This is a genomic window from Parageobacillus thermoglucosidasius (assembly GCF_001295365.1).
Taxonomy (GTDB): domain Bacteria; phylum Bacillota; class Bacilli; order Bacillales; family Anoxybacillaceae; genus Parageobacillus; species Parageobacillus thermoglucosidasius.
In genome coordinates this window covers 1,305,570-1,326,993 of the sequence record NZ_CP012712.1, presented here as the reverse complement: position 1 = coordinate 1,326,993, position 21,424 = coordinate 1,305,570, and the positions used below count along the sequence as shown (strand labels likewise).

Annotated in this window: 20 protein-coding genes, 1 pseudogene and 2 riboswitches; of the genes and pseudogenes, 6 read left to right on the top strand and 15 right to left on the bottom strand. The window is 43.8% G+C overall.

Annotated elements, in window-relative coordinates:
- The first annotated feature begins 76 nt into the window (after nt 1-76).
- A complete protein-coding gene (gene acmB, locus AOT13_RS06560; protein ID WP_042383693.1) occupies nt 77-1,282 on the top strand; it encodes a methyl acetate hydrolase AcmB in 1,206 nt (401 codons plus the stop codon).
- A 111-nt stretch (nt 1,283-1,393) separates the two neighbouring features.
- Here acmB and AOT13_RS06555 read toward each other — a convergent pair whose 3' ends face one another.
- The 4 genes from AOT13_RS06555 to AOT13_RS06540 all read right to left on the bottom strand — a co-directional run bounded on the left by AOT13_RS06555 (nt 1,394) and on the right by AOT13_RS06540 (nt 6,489).
- Complete coding sequence (locus tag AOT13_RS06555) at nt 1,394-3,058, bottom strand: glycoside hydrolase family 13 protein (RefSeq protein WP_003252621.1); 1,665 nt, start codon at nt 3,056-3,058, stop codon at nt 1,394-1,396.
- A 135-nt stretch (nt 3,059-3,193) separates the two neighbouring features.
- Nucleotides 3,194-4,111 (bottom strand): ketopantoate reductase family protein, encoded by a 918-nt coding sequence (locus tag AOT13_RS06550; protein ID WP_003252622.1) that lies wholly within the window; start codon nt 4,109-4,111, stop codon nt 3,194-3,196.
- A 103-nt stretch (nt 4,112-4,214) separates the two neighbouring features.
- Entirely contained in the window at nt 4,215-4,418 is a 204-nt protein-coding gene (locus AOT13_RS06545; RefSeq protein WP_035502358.1) for a YbdD/YjiX family protein, read from the bottom strand.
- On the bottom strand, nt 4,411-6,489 hold the full coding sequence (locus tag AOT13_RS06540) for a carbon starvation CstA family protein (RefSeq protein ID WP_013401539.1): 2,079 nt from the start codon (nt 6,487-6,489) through the stop codon (nt 4,411-4,413). Before AOT13_RS06540 ends, AOT13_RS06545 begins: the two co-directional genes overlap by 8 nt.
- A gap of 238 nt (nt 6,490-6,727) precedes the next feature.
- Nucleotides 6,728-6,925: riboswitch (cobalamin riboswitch) on the top strand.
- Nucleotides 6,926-7,059: 134 nt separating this feature from the next.
- On the opposite strand from AOT13_RS06540, the gene AOT13_RS06535 reads away from it, so the two are divergent.
- Entirely contained in the window at nt 7,060-9,345 is a 2,286-nt protein-coding gene (locus tag AOT13_RS06535; RefSeq protein WP_003252625.1) for a ribonucleoside-diphosphate reductase subunit alpha, read from the top strand.
- A 19-nt stretch (nt 9,346-9,364) separates the two neighbouring features.
- The gene (locus tag AOT13_RS06530; protein WP_042383694.1) at nt 9,365-10,405 is read left to right on the top strand and encodes a ribonucleotide-diphosphate reductase subunit beta; all 1,041 of its coding nucleotides are present in this window, start codon (nt 9,365-9,367) and stop codon (nt 10,403-10,405) included.
- A gap of 14 nt (nt 10,406-10,419) precedes the next feature.
- On the opposite strand, the gene AOT13_RS06525 is transcribed toward AOT13_RS06530, so the two are convergent.
- Nucleotides 10,420-11,109, bottom strand: coding sequence for a TerC family protein (locus tag AOT13_RS06525; RefSeq protein WP_003252628.1), 690 nt, complete (start codon nt 11,107-11,109; stop codon nt 10,420-10,422).
- 15 nt (nt 11,110-11,124) lie between these two features.
- Nucleotides 11,125-11,397, bottom strand: a complete 273-nt coding sequence (locus AOT13_RS06520; RefSeq protein WP_003252631.1) for a YkvA family protein — start codon at nt 11,395-11,397, stop codon at nt 11,125-11,127.
- Between the two features lie 393 nt (nt 11,398-11,790).
- Between AOT13_RS06520 and AOT13_RS06515 the strand changes: the two genes are divergently transcribed.
- Nucleotides 11,791-12,078 carry an antibiotic biosynthesis monooxygenase family protein gene (locus tag AOT13_RS06515; RefSeq protein ID WP_013401542.1) on the top strand — a complete coding sequence of 96 codons (288 nt, stop codon included), beginning with the start codon at nt 11,791-11,793 and terminating at the stop codon, nt 12,076-12,078.
- Nucleotides 12,079-12,350: 272 nt separating this feature from the next.
- Here the strand turns inward: AOT13_RS06515 and sugE are convergent, their stop codons facing one another.
- Nucleotides 12,351-12,671 (bottom strand): quaternary ammonium compound efflux SMR transporter SugE, encoded by a 321-nt coding sequence (gene sugE / locus AOT13_RS06510; RefSeq protein ID WP_003252636.1) that lies wholly within the window; start codon nt 12,669-12,671, stop codon nt 12,351-12,353.
- A gap of 56 nt (nt 12,672-12,727) precedes the next feature.
- Nucleotides 12,728-12,831: riboswitch (guanidine-I (ykkC/yxkD leader) on the bottom strand.
- 121 nt (nt 12,832-12,952) lie between these two features.
- On the opposite strand from sugE, the gene AOT13_RS06505 reads away from it, so the two are divergent.
- The gene (locus AOT13_RS06505) at nt 12,953-13,432 is read left to right on the top strand and encodes a DUF6141 family protein (protein ID WP_042383695.1); all 480 of its coding nucleotides are present in this window, start codon (nt 12,953-12,955) and stop codon (nt 13,430-13,432) included.
- Nucleotides 13,433-13,492: 60 nt separating this feature from the next.
- Here AOT13_RS06505 and AOT13_RS06500 read toward each other — a convergent pair whose 3' ends face one another.
- The 3 genes from AOT13_RS06500 to AOT13_RS06490 all read right to left on the bottom strand — a co-directional run bounded on the left by AOT13_RS06500 (nt 13,493) and on the right by AOT13_RS06490 (nt 15,413).
- Entirely contained in the window at nt 13,493-14,353 is an 861-nt protein-coding gene (locus AOT13_RS06500; RefSeq protein ID WP_042383696.1) for a VOC family protein, read from the bottom strand.
- Nucleotides 14,295-14,528 carry a hypothetical protein gene (locus AOT13_RS06495; RefSeq protein WP_042383698.1) on the bottom strand — a complete coding sequence of 78 codons (234 nt, stop codon included), beginning with the start codon at nt 14,526-14,528 and terminating at the stop codon, nt 14,295-14,297. The genes AOT13_RS06500 and AOT13_RS06495 overlap by 59 nt, the downstream gene beginning before the upstream one ends.
- A gap of 444 nt (nt 14,529-14,972) precedes the next feature.
- The gene (locus tag AOT13_RS06490) at nt 14,973-15,413 is read right to left on the bottom strand and encodes an Rrf2 family transcriptional regulator (protein ID WP_042383700.1); all 441 of its coding nucleotides are present in this window, start codon (nt 15,411-15,413) and stop codon (nt 14,973-14,975) included.
- A gap of 286 nt (nt 15,414-15,699) precedes the next feature.
- Between AOT13_RS06490 and cdr the strand changes: the two genes are divergently transcribed.
- Nucleotides 15,700-17,352, top strand: a complete 1,653-nt coding sequence (gene cdr, locus AOT13_RS06485) for a CoA-disulfide reductase (RefSeq protein WP_042383701.1) — start codon at nt 15,700-15,702, stop codon at nt 17,350-17,352.
- Between the two features lie 177 nt (nt 17,353-17,529).
- Here the strand turns inward: cdr and ybaK are convergent, their stop codons facing one another.
- From ybaK to AOT13_RS06460, 5 genes and pseudogenes are all read right to left on the bottom strand, one after another.
- Complete coding sequence (gene ybaK / locus AOT13_RS06480; protein ID WP_003252647.1) at nt 17,530-18,006, bottom strand: Cys-tRNA(Pro) deacylase; 477 nt, start codon at nt 18,004-18,006, stop codon at nt 17,530-17,532.
- A 253-nt stretch (nt 18,007-18,259) separates the two neighbouring features.
- Nucleotides 18,260-19,657, bottom strand: a complete 1,398-nt coding sequence (locus AOT13_RS06475; RefSeq protein WP_045844642.1) for an acetaldehyde dehydrogenase (acetylating) — start codon at nt 19,655-19,657, stop codon at nt 18,260-18,262.
- Between the two features lie 155 nt (nt 19,658-19,812).
- A complete protein-coding gene (locus AOT13_RS20415; protein ID WP_042383704.1) occupies nt 19,813-20,049 on the bottom strand; it encodes a hypothetical protein in 237 nt (78 codons plus the stop codon).
- 171 nt (nt 20,050-20,220) lie between these two features.
- Nucleotides 20,221-20,615, bottom strand: a pseudogene (locus AOT13_RS06465) (LLM class flavin-dependent oxidoreductase); the annotation flags it as partial.
- A gap of 319 nt (nt 20,616-20,934) precedes the next feature.
- Nucleotides 20,935-21,237 (bottom strand): ArsR/SmtB family transcription factor, encoded by a 303-nt coding sequence (locus AOT13_RS06460; RefSeq protein WP_003252655.1) that lies wholly within the window; start codon nt 21,235-21,237, stop codon nt 20,935-20,937.
- Nucleotides 21,238-21,424 lie beyond the last annotated feature (187 nt).

The window sequence follows — 21,424 nt, the reverse complement described above, 5'->3', positions numbered from 1 at the left end:
ATTAAGCCCAGAAAATATATAATATTTTTAAAATAAATAAAATTTAAAATTTTTTGGAGAGGGAGAGGAATAAGCTATGGCAAGACAAACAATTAAGGATGCTCTCAAAGAAACCCTTGATAAAGTTTTGCATAATGCTGTTAGCAGGGCTGGCGGAGTGCCTGGGGTAGTTGCAATGATAACGGATCGGGAAGGGAACATTTACGAGGGTGCAGCTGGGGTGCGCGAATTTGGAAAAGAAACAGCAATGACTACCGACACCGTATTCGCGCTTTTCTCAACGACGAAAGCCATCACTGGTACAGCCTTGATGCAATTGGTAGAAGAAGGAAAAGTTAAGCTCGACGATCCCGTCAAGAAGTATGTGCCTGAGATTGCTGACATTAAAGTTCTCGATGGATTTGACAACAACGGGCAGCCAAAACTAAGGGAACCAAAAACAGACATTACCGTCGGCATGCTGATGCTCCACACCGCCGGCTTCGGCTACGAATTCTTCAGTCACGAGGATCGAAAATATCGCGAGCAAAAAGAAATCCCTTCCATCCTCACCAGCACTTTTGACTCGATTAAAAGTGTGCTGCTATTCGATCCAGGCGAGCGCTGGAACTATGGCGTGAATATCGACTGGGTCGGCAAGGTGGTTGAAGCGGTGCGCGGCAAGCGGCTTGGGGAGGTAATGACCGAGCATATTTTTGCCCCTCTTGACATGAATGACATCGGATTTACGCTAACGCCGTCGATGTTGGAACGCCGCGCAACCATTCATAGCCGCACTAAAGATGGCAATATCACGCCACTGCCTGATCTCATCCTGCCGCAATCTCCTGAAATGGACATGGGAGGGCACGGTTTGTATGCCAGCATTGGCGAATATATGAAGTTCATCCGGATGATCCTTAATGACGGTGCAGGTGTGCTTAAACCAGAAACGGTCGCGAAAATGGCTCAGAACGGGCTTGGCGAATTGAAGAGCGGCGGCTGGATCTCGTCCGATCCATCGCTGGCGAATGACGGTGAGTTCTACCCTGGCGTGCAAAAGTCGTGGTCTTATACATTCCAAGTAAACGAAGAGCCAACCCCTACAGGGCGCCCGGCAGGCCAGTTGATGTGGTCTGGACTGGCCAACCTGTTCTACTGGATCGACCGTAAGAACGGCATCGGCGGATTTTGGGCTTCGCAAATCTTCCCGTTCCAAGATGTTGCTTCGTACTTGGGTTTCATCGAGTTCGAGTCAGCAGTCTATAGTACATTAAAACGGTTAGGACAAATTCCCAATTAATTCGCAATATTTTAGCTTGCTGCTCCGCCTTTATTCTCTGGTTATCCTTATAACAAGCCCGTTTCCCACTAAAGCAAATAAAGCCGCCGAAAAGAAAACGGCGGCTTTTCCCTAATTCCATAAATATACGCGCGCTTCATAAGGTTTTAGCTTAAAGCGCGTCGCGTTTTTATGCGGTTTAACATCATAGTTTTGCAGCACTAAGTTATCTGAATTTAAACGAAGGCCATCATAACGGTACATAGCTGGTTTGGCACTTAAATTGACAATAATCACCGCTTTTTCGTCTCCGAGCGTTCTTGTATATGCGTAAATCGCCGGATGCTTTTCCAAAAGCAAATCATACGTTCCGTAAACGAACACTTCGTTTTCTTTGCGAAGCCGAATCATTTTTTTGTAAAACTGAAGGACGGAATTCGGGTCGCGCAATTGCGCCTCGACGTTAATGGTCTTATAGTTTTCATTCACTTTTATCCACGGCGTTCCTGTCGTAAATCCAGCGTTTGGCGCGGCGGACCATTGCATCGGGGTTCGCGAATTGTCGCGTCCTGTTTTCCAAATAACTTCCATCACTTCTTCATGCGAACGCCCTTTTTCCCGCTCCAGCTGATACATCTTTTTAACCGCAACATCTTTATAATCATCGATATCCGGAAAGCGGACGTTTGTCATGCCGATTTCTTGTCCTTGATAAATGAAAGGAGTTCCTTGCATGAAAAAGTACATCACGCCGAGCGCCTTGGCACTTTCAGTAAGGTATTCCTTATCATTTCCCCATATTGAAACAGAACGGGGCTGATCGTGATTTTCCAAAAATAACGCGTTCCAGCCGCGGTTTTCCAAGCCTTTTTGCCATTTTGTCAACGTGCGTTTTAATTGACGCACATCCACCCCACCGTTTGTTTCTTTTTGCCAAAGCCCTAAATGTTCAAACTGGAAAATCATATTGAAGATTCCGTTTTCTTCGCCGACCCATGCTTCCGCGTCTTCGATCGTAACACCGTTTGCTTCGCCAACCGTCATAATATCATAGTGTGCAAACGTTTGCATTTTAAGCTCTCTTAAATAGTCCATAATTCCCTCTTGGTTCATATGGCCGGCAAACGAAGGAACATAGTCAAGTCCTTTCGGATTCGGCAAATCCGGCAATCCCGGCTTTTTCTTGATATGAGAAATTGCATCGACACGGAAACCGTCAATCCCTTTATCCAGCCACCAATTAATCATTTTATACAATGCGCGGCGCACTTCTTCGTTTTCCCAATTTAAATCCGGCTGCTTCACATCAAATATATGCAAGTAGTATTGGTCTGTTTTCGGATCATATTCCCACGCCGATCCACCAAAAATGCTTTCCCAATTGTTCGGCTCTTTTCCGTTTTTGCCATCGCGCCAAATGTACCAATCCCGTTTCGGGTTATCCCGCGATGAACGCGATTCAATAAACCATGGATGTTCATCACTTGTATGATTAATGACTAAATCTAAAATCAATTTCATACCGCGCCGATGAACTTCTTCCAGCAGCAAATCAAAGTCTTCCATTGTTCCAAACTCTTCCATGATCGCGTGATAGTCGCTAATATCATATCCGTTATCGGCATTCGGCGACTTGTAAACCGGGCAAATCCATATAATATCAATGCCAAGATCTTTTAAATAATCAAGTTTCCCGATAATTCCGCGAAGATCGCCAATTCCGTCTCCATTGGAATCCATGAAGCTTCTCGGATAAATTTGATATGCGACTCCCTCTTTCCACCAAGCTTTCTTCAAGGCTGTATCCTCCTCTTTTGTGCATACGTTTTCACTATTAACTGTACACTACATAGGGACAATATACAATCCTTTTTGCATAAAAGAAGGCAGCCTTCTTTTCAGCATATGTTAAAGGCTGCTCTGTTCTACTTTTTACGAACGGTTCGCTTCATAAATTTTTAAATTATGGTACACCATTTTTAACAGCGGCGTTGCGATATTGTATTGTTCTGCTAATGAAAGCAAATAGCCTTGCAAATGGTCCGCTTCAATAAGCTGCCTTTTTTCCATATCACGCTGCATCGACGATTTCATCGCCGCTTCTATCCTGTTGAATTGTGCAAGCTGTTGTTCCTCGATATCATCCGCAATCGGTGCGCCATGCGCCCGCATTACTGCTGCGATTTCTTTTAACAATCCGTAAATAATTTCCTGTCCGTACTTTCCTGAACGAATCGGGCCAACCGGCGCGCGAAACAGCGTCGTCACCCCTGACATTGCTGTGATAAATAAATATTTATTCCACATATCAGTGACAATCTTTTCACTTGAGCGAAAACGGGCGTTGCAGCCGGAAAACAGTTGTTCCAACGCCACAATGCGCTCCGTCCGCTCCCCGGACCACTCCCCAAAGCGAGCGTCATGGGAAGCGCTTGTCTGCACGATTTCTCCATGCTCATTCAGCGTTGTTTCAATAAAACAAAGCCCTCCTAATACGTTTTCCTTTCCGAACTCATTCCAAAGCATATTCATGTGTGCCATGCCGTTTAACAGCGGTAAAATGATCGTTTTTGCTCCCGCATACGGTTTCGCGTCGCGAATCGCTTCTGGCAAATGATACGCTTTATTTGAAAAAATAATGACATCAAACGGATCTGCTTTTTCTCCCGTCACAAGCAGTTTTGGCTTTAACACCGCATCTCCGTGGACGCTATGAATCACAAGCCCCCGTTCTTGCAGCTGCTTTTTTCTTCGCTCGCGGACGAGAAATGTCACATCCACTCCTTTTTCCAACAATCGGCCGCCGAAATAACCGCCGACTGCTCCCGCACCAATAACAAGTATGCGCATTGATGTATCCCCCTTATCCTTAAAACAAAATGGATATGATGAATTCCATGTAATGGCCATATCATAAAAAAGGAAAAAGGGGAACATATTCCCCCTTCCATCGTTAGCAACACCGTGACACTTTTCCGCCTTTGCCGTTATAACGCGCTTCCTGCACTTCGCAGAAAAACTCTTTTCTTGATTTGATCGGCTCTCCCGGATGGTGTGTTTTCATATGCTCAACATATTTCTCGTAATTCGGAACTCCGACAAGCAAATCAAGAAACTGCTTACGATAAGCCAATATCGTTTGAACCCACTTACGCATAATGTTTAACCTCATTTCCTCCGTCTCTTGGAATGTAAGGAGATTCTTTTAACGGCACGTGTTTATTTTGCAATACTTTCACCCACATATTGATGCATGAAATCAACATCGCGATCACGACAAGCATGAAAATGGCGCATAGTGTTGCATCAATATAGTCGTTCATAATAATTTGCCGCATTTGCGCTTCATTGGTTGCCGGTGCCAATATGTTTCCTTGATTTAATTCATTTTTAAACATTTTGGCATGGGACAGAAAACCGACTTTCGGATCGCTGTGGAACAGCTTTTGGAACCCGGCCGTCATTGTTACGACTAAAAGCCATGTCGTTGGAATCAACGTCACCCAAACATAAGCTTTTTTGCCCATTTTGAACAGCACCGTCGTACCGAATAATAACGCAATTCCCGCGAGCATTTGGTTGGCAATGCCGAAAAGCGGCCACAACGTATTAATGCCGCCAAGAGGGTCGACTACCCCTTGATATAAGAAATACCCCCAAGCCAATACACATAATGTTGTCGCAATAATATTAGAAACTAACGAATCTGTTTTTCCAAGCGGCTTATAGAAATGGCCGAGAATATCTTGAATCATAAAGCGCCCAACGCGCGTACCTGCGTCAATTGTCGTTAAAATAAAGAGCGCTTCAAACAAAATCGCAAAATGATACCAAAACGCCATTAATGCTTTTCCGCCGATCACATTGGAAAGAATGACAGCCATTCCGATCGCCAATGTCGGCGCTCCGCCAGTCCGCGATAAAATCGTTTGCTCGCCGACATCTTTAGCAAGTTCTGTAAGCATGTCAGGCGTCACAGTGAATCCCCACGAAGACACGACTTTTGCCGCTTGCACCACATCTTGCCCAATCACCGCAGCCGGGCTGTTAATCGCAAAATATGTTCCAGGAGTTAACACACACGCAGCGATAAGCGCCATAACCGCTACGAACGATTCCATTAGCATTGCTCCATACCCGATTGGACGAGCGTGGCTTTCTATTTCAATCATTTTCGGAGTTGTGCCAGATGAAACAAGCGCATGGAATCCTGACACCGCGCCGCAGGCAATCGTTATAAACAGAAACGGGAATAAGTCACCAGCAAACACCGGGCCAGTACCATCGACAAATTTCGTCAGCGCTGGCATTTGCAAATCAGGAGCAACTACTAAAATTCCTAATGCTAAACCAACAATCGTTCCGATTTTTAAAAACGTGCTCAAATAGTCGCGCGGCGCGAGCAATAGCCATACCGGCAGTGCCGAAGCGACAAACCCGTAAATAATCATCAAAATCGCAATCGTTTCGCCTTTTAATGTAAATATTTCCGCCAGCGTCGGATGTTCAGCGACATGCTGGCCAGCAACTAAAGAAACAATCAGGAGCACAAACCCGATTAAAGATGCTTCCGCAACGCGCCCGGGACGAATAAAGCGCATATAAATTCCCATCAAAATCGCAATCGGAATCGTTGCGGCAATCGTAAACATTCCCCACGGGCTTCCTACAAGCGCTTTCACTACAACCAACGCTAAAACAGCTAATAAAATAATCATGATTCCTAAAATGCCAAGAGAAGCAATAAATCCTGTAACCGGGCCAATTTCTTCCTTCACCATTTCGCCAAGCGATTTACCGTTGCGCCGCATCGATGCGAATAAAATAATAAAATCTTGGACCGCTCCTCCTAAAACAACGCCAATAATAATCCAAAGCGTTCCCGGCAAATATCCCATTTGCGCCGCTAAAATCGGTCCGACAAGCGGCCCGGCGCCGGCGATTGCCGCAAAGTGATGGCCGAATAAAACCCATTTGTTTGTCGGCACATAATCTTTTCCATCATTAAACACTTCTGCAGGCGTTTTGCGGTTGTCGTCAAGTTCAAACACTTTTCGGGCAATAAATTTACTATAAAAGCGATACGCTACGGCATATGTGCATACAGCAGCGACAATTAGCCAAATCGCATTCACCGTCTCGCCACGGCTTAATGCGATGATTGCAAATCCTACTGCCCCGAGTGCAGAAACAAGCCCCCAAAGCAAGATTGATTTTAATCCTTTCACGCCTTCTCCTCCTTTGTTGTTTCTTCAAATTCACTATATGAATAATTATATTAACTATTCTGAAGAATTTAAAGAATAATTTTTTTGGGACAAACATTGGTTGATAATGAGCCTGTCAACTTCCGCCTCTAAACGGCTTTTAAAAAAACAGTTGAATTTGCCGACGTTTTATTATATGATTGTACCAGCAGCAAAATACTATATATTGTGTTTGTTCCTAAAAAACACAACTAAATATAGTATAAACCGCAAGCAATGGTGTCCATCCGGACTTAATAGGGAATCTGGTGAGAATCCAGAACTGCCCCCGCAACTGTATGTGTGGACGAAATGGAACATCCACTGTATGTGAAAGCTCGCTCGGGCGCACATACGGGAAGGATCCAAAGTAGGATGAAACACGAGTCAGGAGACCTGCCTTGCTTGTTTGCGTTTCATGTTCTCCGGGGATCGAGAAGATGAAACGATGGTTTAAAAGGGCTTTTTGCACCCTTTTTATGCTGTCGTTTCATCCACTCGATCCGAGTGGATTTTTTTTATGGAAACTATGGAAACAAGGAGGAAAAAACAATGAAATTGAATACAAAAACCACCATTATTACGCTAGAAAACGGGCAAACTGAACCGTTTTCTCGCGAACGTCTTATTTCATTTATCCGCAATATAACAAAAGACTATCCGCATCTACAGACCGACGACTATATGGAGCGCATCATCCGCATTATCGAAAGCAAAGATACGCTTTCTACGGAACAAATCACGAATTACTTAATCCTTGAAGGCCTTTCCTATATTAGTGAAACAGAACCAGAATGGACGTTTGTCTGTGCCCGCATCTATTTACAAAAGTTATACAAAGAAGCGGCCAAACAACGCGGATATGAGGCAAAACAACGCTACGGCAGCTTGTATGCATTAATAACAGCACTTGTTTCTAAAGGTGTGTACAGTTCCTCTCTTTTGAATGATTACTCAAAAGAGGAAATCGATGAACTGGAAAAGCTCATTGATCCGGATAAAGATAAGCTGTTTACATATATCGGGCTTCGCACACTTGCGGACCGTTACCTTGCCCGCGACTACCATCGCAACTTATACGAGCTGCCGCAGGAACGCTTCCTTATCATCGCAATGACATTAATGGCAAAAGAGCCGAAACATCGCCGTTTTGCCCTCATCCAGGAAGCGTACTGGGCATTAAGCAACTTGTACATGACCGTCGCTACCCCGACGCTAGCAAATGCCGGAAAAAGTTACGGACAACTGTCAAGCTGCTTTATCGACACTGTCGATGACAGCTTGCAAGGGATTTACGACAGCAACACCGACATCGCCAACCTTTCCAAATCCGGCGGGGGAATCGGCGTCTATCTCGGCAAAATCAGAAGCCGTGGCAGCGACATTAAAGGCTTTAAAGGTGTGTCGTCCGGCGTTATTCCATGGATGAAGCAACTCAATAACACCGCTGTCAGCGTTGACCAATTAGGGCAGCGAAAAGGAGCGATTTCCGTCTATTTAGACGTTTGGCACAAAGACATTTTTGCTTTTTTGGATGCGAAATTAAACAACGGCGATGAGCGGATGCGAACGCACGATTTATTTACTGGCGTCTGCATTCCTGATTTATTCATGGAGCAAGTCGAAAAGCGCGGCGACTGGTATTTGTTTGACCCGCATGAAGTTCGCAAAGTGATGGGATTTAGTTTGGAAGATTTTTATGATGAGGAAAAAGGAAGAGGAAGCTTTCGTGAAAAATATTGGCAATGCGTTCAAGAAGAGCGCCTTTCGAAAGAAAAAGTGCCAGCAATTGAAATCATGAAAAGCATTATGCGCAGCCAATTAGAATCGGGCACACCGTTTATGTTTTACCGGGATGAAGTGAACCGAAAAAATCCGAACGCCCATCTCGGCATGATTTATTGCAGCAATCTTTGTACAGAAATCGCGCAAAACCAAAGCCCGACCATCGTTGAAAAACAATATACGAAAGACGGAAAGATCATCATTGAAAAAATCCCGGGCGATTTTGTCGTTTGCAATTTGTCTTCCATCAATCTTGCCCGCGCTGTTACTGACGATGTACTCGAACGGCTTATCCCGATTCAAATGCGCATGCTCGATAATGTGATTGACTTAAATCATATCCCAGTATTACAAGCGCAGCTTACCAATCAAAAATACCGCTCCGTAGGGCTTGGCACGTTTGGCTGGCATCATTTACTTGCGTTAAAAGGAATTCGCTGGGAATCGGCTGAAGCGGTGGAATACGCGGACAAGCTGTATGAAAAAATTGCTTACTTGGCCATCCGATCTAGCATGGAGCTCGCAAAGGAAAAAGGAAGCTATCCGGCATTTCCAGGTTCCGACTGGCAGACGGGCGCTTATTTTGAGAAACGCGGGTACCGCCACAATGACAATGCCGACTGGGACACGCTGAAAAAGCAAGTTGCTAAATATGGCATGCGCAACGGCTATTTGATGGCAATTGCGCCAAATGCTTCAACATCCATTATCGCCGGAAGCACCGCCAGCATCGACCCAATCTTTTTAAAAGTGTACGCAGAAGAAAAGAAAGATTACAAAATTCCAGTTACGGTGCCTGATCTTAATGCCGAAACAACGTGGTATTATAAATCGGCGTACCATATCGATCAGCACTGGAGCATAAAACAAAACACGGTGCGCCAACGCCATATCGACCAAGCGATTTCATTTAATTTCTATGTCATGAATACGATCAAAGCAAAAGAGCTGTTGGATCTTCATCTTACCGCATGGAAGGCAGGATTAAAAACAACGTATTACGTCCGCTCAACTTCCAGCATTATCGATGAATGTGAATCATGCGCAAGTTAATGACAGGGGGGGAAGAAATATGGCACATCCATTAACGAAACGAGTCATTATGGATCCGGAAGCACCGAACCGTTCTACAAGAATTATCAACGGCAAAAGCTCCAACGTCCTGAATTGGGATGATATCGCCTATCCTTGGGCTTACGCGAAATATAAACGAATGCTGGCCAACTTTTGGACACCGTTTGAAATCAATATGTCGCAAGACGTTAAACAATTTCCGCTGTTAACCGGACGCGAACAAGACACATTTTTGAAAATCATTGGGCTTTTAGCGCTGCTTGACAGCATTCAAACGGACTACGCCGGCCGAGTCGCCGATTATATTACTGATTCAAGCATTAACGCGCTGATGATTATGCTCGCACAACAAGAAGTCATTCATAACCATTCATATTCTTACGTGCTTTCCAGCCTCGTGACAAAAAGCAAGCAGGACGAAGTGTTTGAGTTTTGGCGGAACGAACCGATTTTGCGGAAGCGAAATGACTTTGTCACCAACGGTTATAAAGCATTTGCTGAAAATCCAAATGTCGAAAATTTGCTAAAATCAATTGTGTATGATGTCATTTTAGAAGGTTTGTTCTTCTACTCGGGCTTCGCTTTCTTTTATAATTTAGCGCGCAATCAAAAAATGGTCGCAACAAGCACGATGATTAATTACATCAACAGGGACGAACATATCCATGTTGACTTATTTGCAAAAATTTTCAAAGAAGTGTTAAGCGAATACCCGGAATACAATACACCGGAACTTGCTGAATTTGTGCAGGCAACGTTCACCAAAGCGGCGGAGCTGGAAATCGAATGGGCCAATTACATTATCGGCAACGATATCGATGGCATTGATATGCACGATTTGAGCGCCTACATTAAGTTTTACGCTAACGTCCGCGCACATCAGCTTGGTTTTGAACGTCCGTTTGCCGGCTATCGGACAAACCCATTGCGCTGGATTAAAGCGTATGAAGAAGTCGATCTTGGCAAATCAGATTTCTTTGAACAAAAATCACGGCAATATACAAAAGTCAATATTGATAACGGATTTGATGAGTTATAAACAAAAGCCGCCAATCATCCGTTGGCGGCTTTTGTTTCTAATTTGTTTCTACCCTTCTTTTTTTTCAACGTGCCGGCGGCAATCACCCCGGCAATGACAAGAATTTCAAATCCGTATTTCACAAGCGGATTGGCGAAGTATTGATCTAAAAACGGCTCATCGACAATCATTTTCGAAGCCGTCCATGCTAGCACTCCCGCTCCGATTGTAATAATAATTGGAAAACGCTCGATCCATTTCAAAATTAACGTGCTTCCCCATACCATAATAGGCACAGAAATTAACAACCCTAATATAACTAATAAGAAGCTTCCGTGCGCGGCTCCCGCCACCGCCAGCACATTATCCAACCCCATGAGCGCATCAGCGATAATAATTGTACGGATTGCCTCCCATAAGCTTCCTCCTGCTTCGACATCATGGCCTTTTTCCTCCACAAGAAGCTTATAGGCGATCCAAACAAGCAATATGCCCCCGACAAGCAGCAATCCAGGAACTTTTAATAGCCATACGACAAACAAGGTCGCAAGCGCGCGGATCACAACTGCCCCGACTGTTCCCCAAATGACTGCTTTTTTCTGTTGATGCTTCGGCAAATTCCGCGCCGCCAAACCAATGACAATGGCGTTATCGCCAGCTAATACAAGGTCGATAATGACAATCGATAAAAGTGCAGATAAAAATTCCATTGAAAATAATTCCATTTACCGTTCCTCCTTTTAAAGGCCATATTTATTTTTCAAACGGGAAGGCGCCATTTTCACTATTTGTTGAAGAATAAACAATAGCACGGCCACATCATCGATGACGCCAAACAATCCAAGCCAATCGGGAATGATGTCAAATGGAAACGCGGCATAGCTCGCTAAAAGTAAAATCACAAGCGTTTTTTTCAGCATCGACACTTCTTGCGAACGGAAAAATTCTATTAAAAATGGGAAAAACCGGCGAATTTTAATGACAAAACGCAGTCGTTTCCATATTCTCTTCATCATATCCCTCCTTATCCTATTGCATCTCCTTTTTATTCTCTCCAACCGTCCTCCTTTCTTTGCGAAAATAAAAAGACCTTTACCGATTGGTAAAGGTCTTTCAATAACAACAGACCTTTACCAATATTGGTAAAGGTCTCGCTAACAACGTTTCCGTTGCCAACAAAGCCGAGGGGGGTGACCCTGAACTGACGACTTTGTTGTTAAAGCTACTCCCCTTTAACACAGAAACCGCGTATTTATTTCTACATTTTTATGATAGTCAACTTTCCTATACGTTGTCAATAAAAAATTGCTCTTTTATAAAATAAGCGCTGTCCATATGATCCTCCATCATCTATCAATAAAAAATGATGATATCATTTAGAAAAAATTTACTTGGGAGAGACGAAGATGAACACAAAAAAGATCACTGCACTTTTTCTGCTTGCGGCTTTATGGGGAGCCTCTTTTTTATTTATGCGCATCGCCTCCCCTGCCATCGGTCCTGTGCTAACGATCGAGCTGCGCATGCTTATTGCCGGCATCACCGTTTCATACTGGGACTCTCTTGCAGCGATTCAACAATGGAAGGAAAATGCAGCGCACAAAATTGCCCAAGAAAAAGGAAAACAGCAATGGTACGAGCGCTATTCCGTCCGGGGGCGCAAAGCAAAACGAGAATATGATTTTGAAAAATAACCGAGACTGCTGCATTCGCCAGCAGTCTTTTTTTATGTGCAACCATTGAACCTTTTTTCCTCGGCTTTCGCCTTAACTCCAGTTAATATAAATAAAAGCACGATGGCTACAAAAACCATCCCGATCAGCAAAACGTTTGTAACAAAAGACGGAATTGCAAGTCAACGTGAAAAGTTAAAAACGGTAATTGTACCTTATCTAAACGAGAATTGGCATGTTTCACTTCCTGTTAGAAATGAATAAATAAAAAGCAGGGCGCTCCCCTGCTTTTTTTACTGCCCGGACGCAAACTTCAACCCGACGATCCCGACAAGAATAAATGATAAAAAGATAATCCTCGGCGCATTGACCGGCTCATTTAAAAAGAGCATGCCGATGATGACCGCCCCCACCGCTCCGATTCCCGTCCATACCGCATAGGCGGTGCCGATTGGCAGCACTTTCGTCGCCATCGATAAAAAATAAAAGCTGGCGATCATTCCGCCGATTGTAATAACAGATGGCACAAGCCGCGTAAACCCCATCGTATATTTTAGCGCAACCGCCCACACGACTTCGAAAATGCCGGCAATGATTAAATATACCCACGCCATGTCCATCACTCCTTTTTTCCAAAAATAAAAAAGCCGAAAGCAATATCGAACCGATATCCTCCCGGGCTTTTGTCCCTCCCGTGTACGCGGCAATGCCGCGCGTTTTCTCTCGGTCGCAGACTGGCTGCTAAACAGCCACGGAACCCTTGAAAACTTTTTATCCTCATTATTCGCCATTATTGTAACATTTCCGGCTGCTGCCGACAAATAAAAGGAGTTTTTACGTTTTTGAAGAATATGAATATATAAATAGAAATGGCAAGAAAGGAGGAGCAACCGCCATGCGTGAAGTGCAGCGCCCGCCTTGGTATGCGAATATGCTTGTCCTTATTATCTCTGCTGTGATATGGTACGGATTTATCCAGCAAATCATATTTGGGATCCCATTTGGCACGAAACCGGCCAGCAATACAGAAATGTGGCTCTTGTTTCTGCTGTTTGGCATTTGTTTTCCGCTTTTCTTTTTGTCGCTGAAACTCGTCACAAAAACGGAAAAAGAAGGGCTTGTCATTCGTTTTTTCCCATTCCGCTCCCGCTTTATTCCGTATCAACAAATAAAAAACGTTCAAGTCCAGCCTTATCAGCCTATGTCCTACGGCGGCTGGGGAATTCGCTGGAGCTTGAAAAAAGGACGAGCTTACACCATGAAAGGAAAGAAAGGAATATGGATCGAGCTGACGGACGGAGACGGTTTATATCTCGGTTCACAAAAACCGGAAAAATTAGCAAAATATATACAAAGAGAGTGTTTGCACCGCTAACCGGCGAACACTCTCTTTTGAACTTTCTCCAATCTGTTTTCATAGAAAAAGCATATCAAGCTATTGTTGAATGGCCAGCTCGATTTCGTTGCCAAACGGATCGCTCGTCCATATGCTATTTTCGTTCCGCCGCACCGATGCACCGATATATTGCAGCCGTTCCGCTACCTTCTCCCGTTCTTCCTCATCAAGAAGCAAAATAGAAAACACGCGTAGCCCCACGGCGTTCGTTGGCGGTGGCGGCGCCCCGACTCCCGCCCATGTGTTGAGGCCGATATGATGATGATAGCCGCCTGCGGAAACGAACAAAGCGTGCGTCCCCATGCGGATCGTTGCTTCAAAACCTAATGCTCTTACGTAGAAATCATATGCTTTTGCGATATCTCCCACATGAAGATGGATATGGCCGATGCGCGTTTTCGGCGGAAGACCCGACCATGCCTCTATTCCTGGTTGGGCGAACAGGTCACTGACATTTAACGGTTCTGTTACTCCTTTATACTCCCCATTTTCTGTTTTCTCCCACTTTTCGCGCGGCCGGTCGGCATATATTTCAATTCCGTTTCCGTCTGGGTCAGCTAAATAAACCGCTTCGCTGAACAAATGATCGGATGCCCCTTGCAACGGATAGCCAGTCTGTAATAAATGAAACAAAGACTGTGCGAGGCTTTTTCTGTCCGGAACTAAAATCGCGAAATGATAAAGCCCTGTCGTCCGCGGCGGCTTCGGCACCGCATCCGTTTTTTCTTCAAGCACCACTAGCGGGGTAGCCCCGTCTGCTGTTAACACCGCTTCGTATTGGTTTTTCCTTAATATGCGGAATCCAATGATTTCTGTGTAGAAACGAAGCGATCGTTCCAAATTAGATATGATAAGATGAACATGTCCAATCGCTGTTTGAGGATGAATGATATTGTCCATAAGGATAACCTCCACTTTTAATATATCCGGCTGAAGCGTGGATTTCCGGCTTCGCAATGATGGCTGCCGCAAAGCCTTCCGTTAACATCCGGCTTTCGCTTTCATCCACTTTCAGCCGGTTTGTATCCACCCGATATGTTCTTATTCGCTCTCCTCCGCTCCGCTGAACTAACATTATCCCATTCCATTCTTTTTATTTTTTATGCAATCAGATTAATAAAACCAAGAAAGACACATATGCGGAACTCCCGGGGCAGCTTTCAAGCTGCCAGCTCCGCCGGCTGTAATAAAGCGGCCCGCTCCCCAGCTGTTTCACACTATTGCCTCCGGAGCAAACGCACAAACGGTGACATCATGACCGCAAACCGCTTAAACAACTTTATTTAGGTCCAAAAGATTTCCAGCAACGGAATGCTAACGTTCAGTTTTTATTCCAACGCGGCGGATCGCGGACAATCATTGCTGCTTCAGTTCTCTTGATAAAGTTTCCGCCAAACTGTGCTGACCGATCATGCCAGTAGCACAAACAAAACAATGTTTGCCAAAAATCGCCCTTTTTTATAATTTGAGGAGGAAACGCAGTTGTAACAATTATAGTTACAACTAGTTTAAAAAAAAATTACGTACGATTCGCTTCGATTTTTTGCGCTAATGTCGTCACAATATCATGCAGGCGGATCTCCTGCAAAACGTTTTCCATTGCCGCTTGCGCCCGATGGAGAATGACTTCAAGAACGGCTTGGATATTTGCTCCTACCGGACATTGCGGGTTAGGATGTTCATGAATTTGAAACAACTCTCCTTCTTCAACTACTTCGACTGCCCGATAAATATCAAGCAGGGTAATCTCTTGCGTATCTTTCGTAAGAAACGCGCCTCCTGTCCCCGGACGGACTTGAACAAATCCTGCCTTTTTTAGCTGCCCTATCACACGCCGGACAACGACCGGATTCGTATTAACGCTTCCAGCAATCCATTCCGATGTGCAATGCGCGTTTTTTTCTAATGCCAGCAAAGCTAAAATGTGGACAGCAACAGTAAAACGACTGCTTATTTTCATAAACTTCCTCCTCTTGTAACTATTATAGTTACAACAAAGCATAAAGTCAACAGGCAGAATGTGAACCTTCCCGCCTAAATGCTTCTGGTTCAACCGCTGAAAATGCCACTTCCCCTTCAAACTTAATAGACTTTGTGACCATCTCCATCCTCACCTTCCATAAACATACGTTTATAATCTCCGGTATTAACTATGAAATAAATGTGAACATCATTGACAAAAGTAATGCTCCCTCTTAATATACCGTATAGGGTATATTATTAAAATCATATGGAGGGGAATCTTTATGCGAAAAATTGTGATTGTCGGCGGGGTAGCAGGGGGAGCCACCGCAGCAGCCCGGCTGCGACGGTTAAGCGAAAAATACCAAATTATTATGTTTGAGAGAGGCGAACACATTTCGTTTGCTAACTGCGGCCTGCCGTATTATATCGGTGAAGTCATCACGGACAGAAACAAACTGTTAGTCCAAACAATGGAAGGGATGGCAAAGCGTTTTCGCATCGATGTTCGCAATTTAAGCGAAGTCACAGCGATTCATCGTGACCGCAAAACTGTTACAGTAAAAAACCTCCGCACTGGCGAGGAATACGAAGAAACATATGATACATTAATTTTGTCACCTGGCGCAAAGCCAATGGTGCCTCCAATTCCCGGAATTCATGAAATCGACTCGCTATTTACGCTTCGCAATCTATCTGATACAGATAAAATAAAAGCATATGTTGATCACAAAAAAACAAAAAACGCCGTAGTCATCGGCGGGGGATTTATCGGTGTTGAGATGGCAGAAAACTTAGTCAAACGCGGAGTTAACGTAACGCTTGTTGAAATGGCAAATCAATTGTTGGCGCCGATGGACTATGAGATGGCAGCGATCGTTCATGCTCATATGCGCGAAAATGGCGTTAATTTAATTTTGGAAGATGGTGTGAAAGCTTTCGAAAACAACGGCCGGCGTATAATTCTAAACAGCGGCCGTACGCTTGAAACTGATCTGATTATTTTAGCCATCGGAGTGCAGCCAGAAAGCCAATTAGCAAAAAACGCCGGACTGGAGCTTGGTGTGCGCGGCACCATTAAAGTCAATGAATATTTGCAAACATCGGATCCGGACATTTACGCCATCGGCGACGCGATTGAAGTAAAAAACTACATCCACGGTTTTGCGACGTTCGTTCCTCTTGCATGGCCGGCGAACCGCCAAGGCCGCCTTGTAGCCGACCATATTCACGGACTCGATGTGAAATACAACGGCACATTAGGAACCGCCATCGTAAAAATTTTTGAATTAACGGTTGCCACAACAGGAAATAATGAAAAAACTTTAAAACAGCTGGGCATTCCATACGAAGTTGTCCATGTTCATCCGATGAGCCATGCGAGCTATTATCCAAATGCAGCACAAATGACATTGAAATTGATTTTTGACAAAGAAACAGGCAAAATCTATGGTGCACAAGCCGTTGGAAAAGACGGCGTCGACAAGCGTATTGACGTTATCGCTACAGCTATCAAAGGCGGCCTAACGGTCCGGGATTTGCCTGATTTAGAGCTTGCCTATGCACCGCCGTTTTCTTCTGCAAAAGACCCGGTGAATATGGCAGGCTACGCCGCTTCAAACATTCTTGACGGCATGGTGGAAACGGTACAATGGCATGAAATTGATGGAATCGTCGCAAACGGCGGCATGCTCATTGACGTTCGCACGCCAAAAGAAGTTGAACGCGGAACGATTCCTGGCGCTATCAATATTCCGCTTGATGAACTGCGCGAACGTTTAGCAGAACTTCCGAAAGACAAAACCATTTACGTAACGTGCCAAGTCGGCTTGCGCGGATATTTAGCGACACGAATTTTGCATGACAACGGATTCCGCGCGAAAAATCTAGATGGCGGCTATAAATTGTATTCTTCCGTATTTGGCACAAAACATTAATCACGATATGCTGCAATAACGAACCGCTCCCGCCTTCATTTCGTGAAGAGCTGGGAGTTTTTTATTATCAACAGCGAAGAAGTTTTCGCAAAGAAAAAACTGCCGGTTCCTCTTCCTTTTGTTTAGAGAAAGGATGATTTCCCAGAAAAATAACAAATGGTCAGTCATTTTAGACGGTTATTTTACCACTTCATAAAATACCGCTTCTGTGATGCGTTGTAAATCTTCCACTTTTAATTCAATTAACAAACCGACCTTGCCGCCGCTAACGATGATATGCTCGATTTGCGATGCACTGGAATCAATAAAGGTCGGATAATGCTTGATCATACCTATCGGGGAACATCCGCCGCGAAGATAGCCCGTCCATTTCTCGATATCTTTCATTGGCACCAGCGCGACATTTTTCTCTCCTGTTATTTTCGCTGCTTTTTTCAAATCGAGTTCCGATTCTACAGGGACGACAAACACATAAATGTTTCCGCTCTTCCCTTGCGTGACTAATGTTTTATATACTAATTGCGGGTCTCTCCCAATTTTTTGTGCAACCGATATGCCGTCAATCTTTCCATCTTCGCTGTTATACGTAATGACATGGTAAGGAATCATTTTTTCATCAAGAACACGCATCGCATTGGTTTTTACTTTTTCCATTTTCTTCCCTCCTGTTCATTTCCACAGCAAATGCCGGATAATCAAGACACATGATACTACAATCAATATCCCGATTTCCACTTTGCAATATGAAGGCTGACACCTTGCCCATTCCGTTCCACGTTCATCCCTATCTCCCTGCGGCAGTTATGCTGGCAGTTTCAACTTTTTCAAAATCTGTCCTACAGAAGCAACAACTTACTTAAAAATATAACAAACCCAGTTGGGCACTGGGTTTGTGAATATATTCTTATTATTTAGTTAATGCAGGTTCTTTTTGTGCGCCTTCAACTTTTTTTGGCATCTCGCGGACTCCAAATGCCACGCGTTTAATGTTGAATAAATGAGTTACTGTCACGTTGTCTGATGTAATGTTGTTACCGATAGCACCGCATCCAAGTGTCAAGGATGGTTTAACATTCACTGTTGCACCAATTCCGCCAAACGTTGTACCAGCATTTACAACAATCCGTCCGGCTGGTTTATCGATGGTGTACGCTTCGATCACTTTTTCATCTTCAGCGTGAATTCCAACTGTATGGCCGAGTCCGCCCACTTCAAGCAATTTTTGGGCAAGCTCGCTTGCTTCTTCCATCCCTTTCACTATATAGAATGCTAGAATTGGAGACAATTTTTCAATGGAGAATGGATATTCTTTCCCCACTTCTGTTTCTTCTGCCACAAGCAACTTCACGTCAGATGGAATCTCAATCCCAGCCATTTCCGCGATTACTTGCGGCGCTTTTCCAACGATCTTCGCATTTAATGAACCGTTAACCATAATGATGGATGCTACTTTTTGTTTTTCTTCTTCATTCAAGAAGTAAGCGCCTTGTTGTTTTAACTCAGCAACCACTTTTTCTTTAATCGACTCATCCACTAAAAGAGCTTGTTCAGAAGCGCAAATGGTTCCATAGTCAAAAGTCTTGCTTTGGATGATTAATTGAACAGCTTTGGCGATATTGGCACTTTCATGGATATATACTGGCACGTTTCCAGGCCCAACGCCATATGCTGGTTTTCCGGAACTGTACGCTGCTTTCACCAAACCAGGGCCGCCTGTTGCTAAAATGACGTCAGTTAATTTATGTTTCATTAACTCGTTTGTTGCAGCCATTGTCGGTTGTGTGATGCAAGAAATCAACCCTTTTGGCGCTCCGGCGCGCTCCGCTGCTTCTTGCATGATTCTTGCTGCTTCTGCTGTACATTTTGCTGCTGATGGGTGCGGACTGAAAACAATGGCATTTCTTGCTTTAACTGCGATCAATGCTTTAAAAATAACTGTTGAAGTTGGGTTGGTAGATGGGATGATTCCTGCAACAATCCCGACAGGTTGAGCAATTTCCCAAACGCGGTTTTCTTCATCACGGCGAATAATCCCAACTGTTTTCACATCTTTGATAGAGTTGTAAACATCATTCGCTGCGAACAAATTTTTCAACGTTTTATCTTCCACATTCCCGAAGCCGGTCTCTTCGACTGCCATCGCTGCTAAACGGCCAGCCTCTTCTCTCGCTGCATTTGCCATGCTTTCGACAATCTTGTCAATCTCGCTTTGTGTCATTTTTTCAAGGATTTTTTGTGCTGCTTTCGCTTCTTCAAGATAATTTCTGACCTCTTGGATGGATTGCAAATCGATGTCACGCAACATCTTTGCTCTCTCTCCTTTTCATTGATTTTATTTTTATAATTTCCTATAACTGGTATAACAACTTTATCATCGTGTCAATATTGTTCATGGGAGCAGCAACGTTACTTTTGCGCCTGCCATCACCTCCTCTAAATAGTGACTGCTCGTCCTTCCTTTCATCGCAAGACCGGAACAATATCGGCCACACAAAATTGATAACGGTTACATAAAAGTCCAACAATCATTGGATAGGTGGTTTTCACGCATGCTGTGAAATAACTGAGCTGCTTCTTTCTCCAGTTTTTGCCTTGAACAACTCCATCTTTCTTTGCTTCACGACCGAACTGCCATTTTTTGAGATGTGCAACTTCTGAATGTTTTTCACCATCCTGCAGCATTTTTTGATCTGCCATAACTTCATTTCACTCCACTAAGACTGGTATAAACAGCTAAGAACCGGCGATTCCGGTCCCAAGGTTAGAACGGAATCGCACGAGTTCTTCATATTTCACTTCCCTTAATGATTTCTCGGTTAATGCCGGAAAGTGCAGAACCACTTCTTCCCCTAATTCTTCCATCACTTCTTCTACAGGACGATGGCCGTATTTTAAATTGATAAAAACGCTCACCGGATAGTTTATCGACAGAAGCAGCGGCTTTAGCAACATGCAAAGGATGGCGCAAAGTAAGAATGATACTTGCAGTGCCCAATGCAATCGTTTTAGTATGGGCAGCTATATACCCTAAATAGACCCAAGGGTCATAAATTTGCCCGACATCTCCAAAATAAGGATCATGCAATGGAACATCCCTGACAAACAATGCGGCAAAATTAAGTTCCTCTGCTCTTTTTGCCAGTTTTATTTGCTATCTCTGGAACGCTGCCTTCGTATGATTTTATCGGAAAGAACAGCCCGAGAGTGAGATGATTTTCTTTGAACATGCGTGAATATCCTTTATGCTTTTCGAATCGGATCATCCATTGTTCCTCCACATTAACGTCTATTTTCGCAAGTTCCATTGCTTTTCGACATCCATGATGGAATATCGTCCTTTGCCTCATTACCGGAAATGCGGACAGCATTCATAAACTTTATGTTTGCCAAACCGGTTCCATCCATACAATCCATAAAATTTAATTTTATAAATATCTAGAATTATCGATATAAAAGAGAAAAAATAATATATTTTTAAATATCTAGAATTACCTATATAATAATACAAAAATAATAGAGATTCAAGACCAAAAAAGTGAAAATAATGTTTTTATCACGAAACAACACAAGCGAGAGTTTGGTCTATAAATCTCTAGATAACAATTCAATCATTTTTTTGATATTCTCCTCATCCCTTTTATAGTAAGTCCATTGCCCCACTCGTTTTGCCCTTATCAATCCGGCGTTTTGCAGCATAGACAAATAAAGGGAGACTGTAGATTGCGACAAACCAACTTTTTTATGAATGTCACTTACGCAAACACCGTCTTCGTGTATATCGCCATGCAGCGGCTTCGGAAAGTGGATTTCAGGATTTTTCAACCACTGTAAAATTTGCAGCCGCGTTTCATTGGATAAGGCTTTAAACACTTCTAAAAGTTCCATTGCTACCTCCAAGTTCGTCAATAATCGCATTTCTTACTATTATAATTGCTGCACTTGAGTAAATCAACTAACATAAACTCCAACCGCTTCCCCAATCCGAATATGCATATGGCAAAAGCCACCGGCCAAGAAAGTTCATCTAAGAAAAGAGTAGCATATCATCGGAAAATCTACAATATCCGCGGAA

Excerpts from the sequence above, each read along its gene's own strand:
- acmB (WP_042383693.1), top strand. The coding sequence starts at position 77 with ATGGCAAGACAAACAATTAAGGATGCTCTCAAAGAAACCCTTGATAAA.
- AOT13_RS06550 (WP_003252622.1), bottom strand. The coding sequence starts at position 4,111 with ATGCGCATACTTGTTATTGGTGCGGGAGCAGTCGGCGGTTATTTCGGC.
- AOT13_RS06545 (WP_035502358.1), bottom strand. The coding sequence starts at position 4,418 with ATGCGTAAGTGGGTTCAAACGATATTGGCTTATCGTAAGCAGTTTCTT.
- AOT13_RS06535 (WP_003252625.1), top strand. The coding sequence starts at position 7,060 with ATGAAATTGAATACAAAAACCACCATTATTACGCTAGAAAACGGGCAA.
- AOT13_RS06530 (WP_042383694.1), top strand. The coding sequence starts at position 9,365 with ATGGCACATCCATTAACGAAACGAGTCATTATGGATCCGGAAGCACCG.
- AOT13_RS06525 (WP_003252628.1), bottom strand. The coding sequence starts at position 11,109 with ATGGAATTATTTTCAATGGAATTTTTATCTGCACTTTTATCGATTGTC.
- AOT13_RS06520 (WP_003252631.1), bottom strand. The coding sequence starts at position 11,397 with ATGAAGAGAATATGGAAACGACTGCGTTTTGTCATTAAAATTCGCCGG.
- AOT13_RS06515 (WP_013401542.1), top strand. The coding sequence starts at position 11,791 with ATGAACACAAAAAAGATCACTGCACTTTTTCTGCTTGCGGCTTTATGG.
- sugE (WP_003252636.1), bottom strand. The coding sequence starts at position 12,671 with ATGGCGTGGGTATATTTAATCATTGCCGGCATTTTCGAAGTCGTGTGG.
- AOT13_RS06505 (WP_042383695.1), top strand. The coding sequence starts at position 12,953 with ATGCGTGAAGTGCAGCGCCCGCCTTGGTATGCGAATATGCTTGTCCTT.
- AOT13_RS06500 (WP_042383696.1), bottom strand. The coding sequence starts at position 14,353 with ATGGACAATATCATTCATCCTCAAACAGCGATTGGACATGTTCATCTT.
- AOT13_RS06495 (WP_042383698.1), bottom strand. The coding sequence starts at position 14,528 with ATGTTAGTTCAGCGGAGCGGAGGAGAGCGAATAAGAACATATCGGGTG.
- AOT13_RS06490 (WP_042383700.1), bottom strand. The coding sequence starts at position 15,413 with ATGAAAATAAGCAGTCGTTTTACTGTTGCTGTCCACATTTTAGCTTTG.
- cdr (WP_042383701.1), top strand. The coding sequence starts at position 15,700 with ATGCGAAAAATTGTGATTGTCGGCGGGGTAGCAGGGGGAGCCACCGCA.
- ybaK (WP_003252647.1), bottom strand. The coding sequence starts at position 18,006 with ATGGAAAAAGTAAAAACCAATGCGATGCGTGTTCTTGATGAAAAAATG.
- AOT13_RS06475 (WP_045844642.1), bottom strand. The coding sequence starts at position 19,657 with ATGTTGCGTGACATCGATTTGCAATCCATCCAAGAGGTCAGAAATTAT.
- AOT13_RS20415 (WP_042383704.1), bottom strand. The coding sequence starts at position 20,049 with ATGGCAGATCAAAAAATGCTGCAGGATGGTGAAAAACATTCAGAAGTT.
- AOT13_RS06460 (WP_003252655.1), bottom strand. The coding sequence starts at position 21,237 with ATGGAACTTTTAGAAGTGTTTAAAGCCTTATCCAATGAAACGCGGCTG.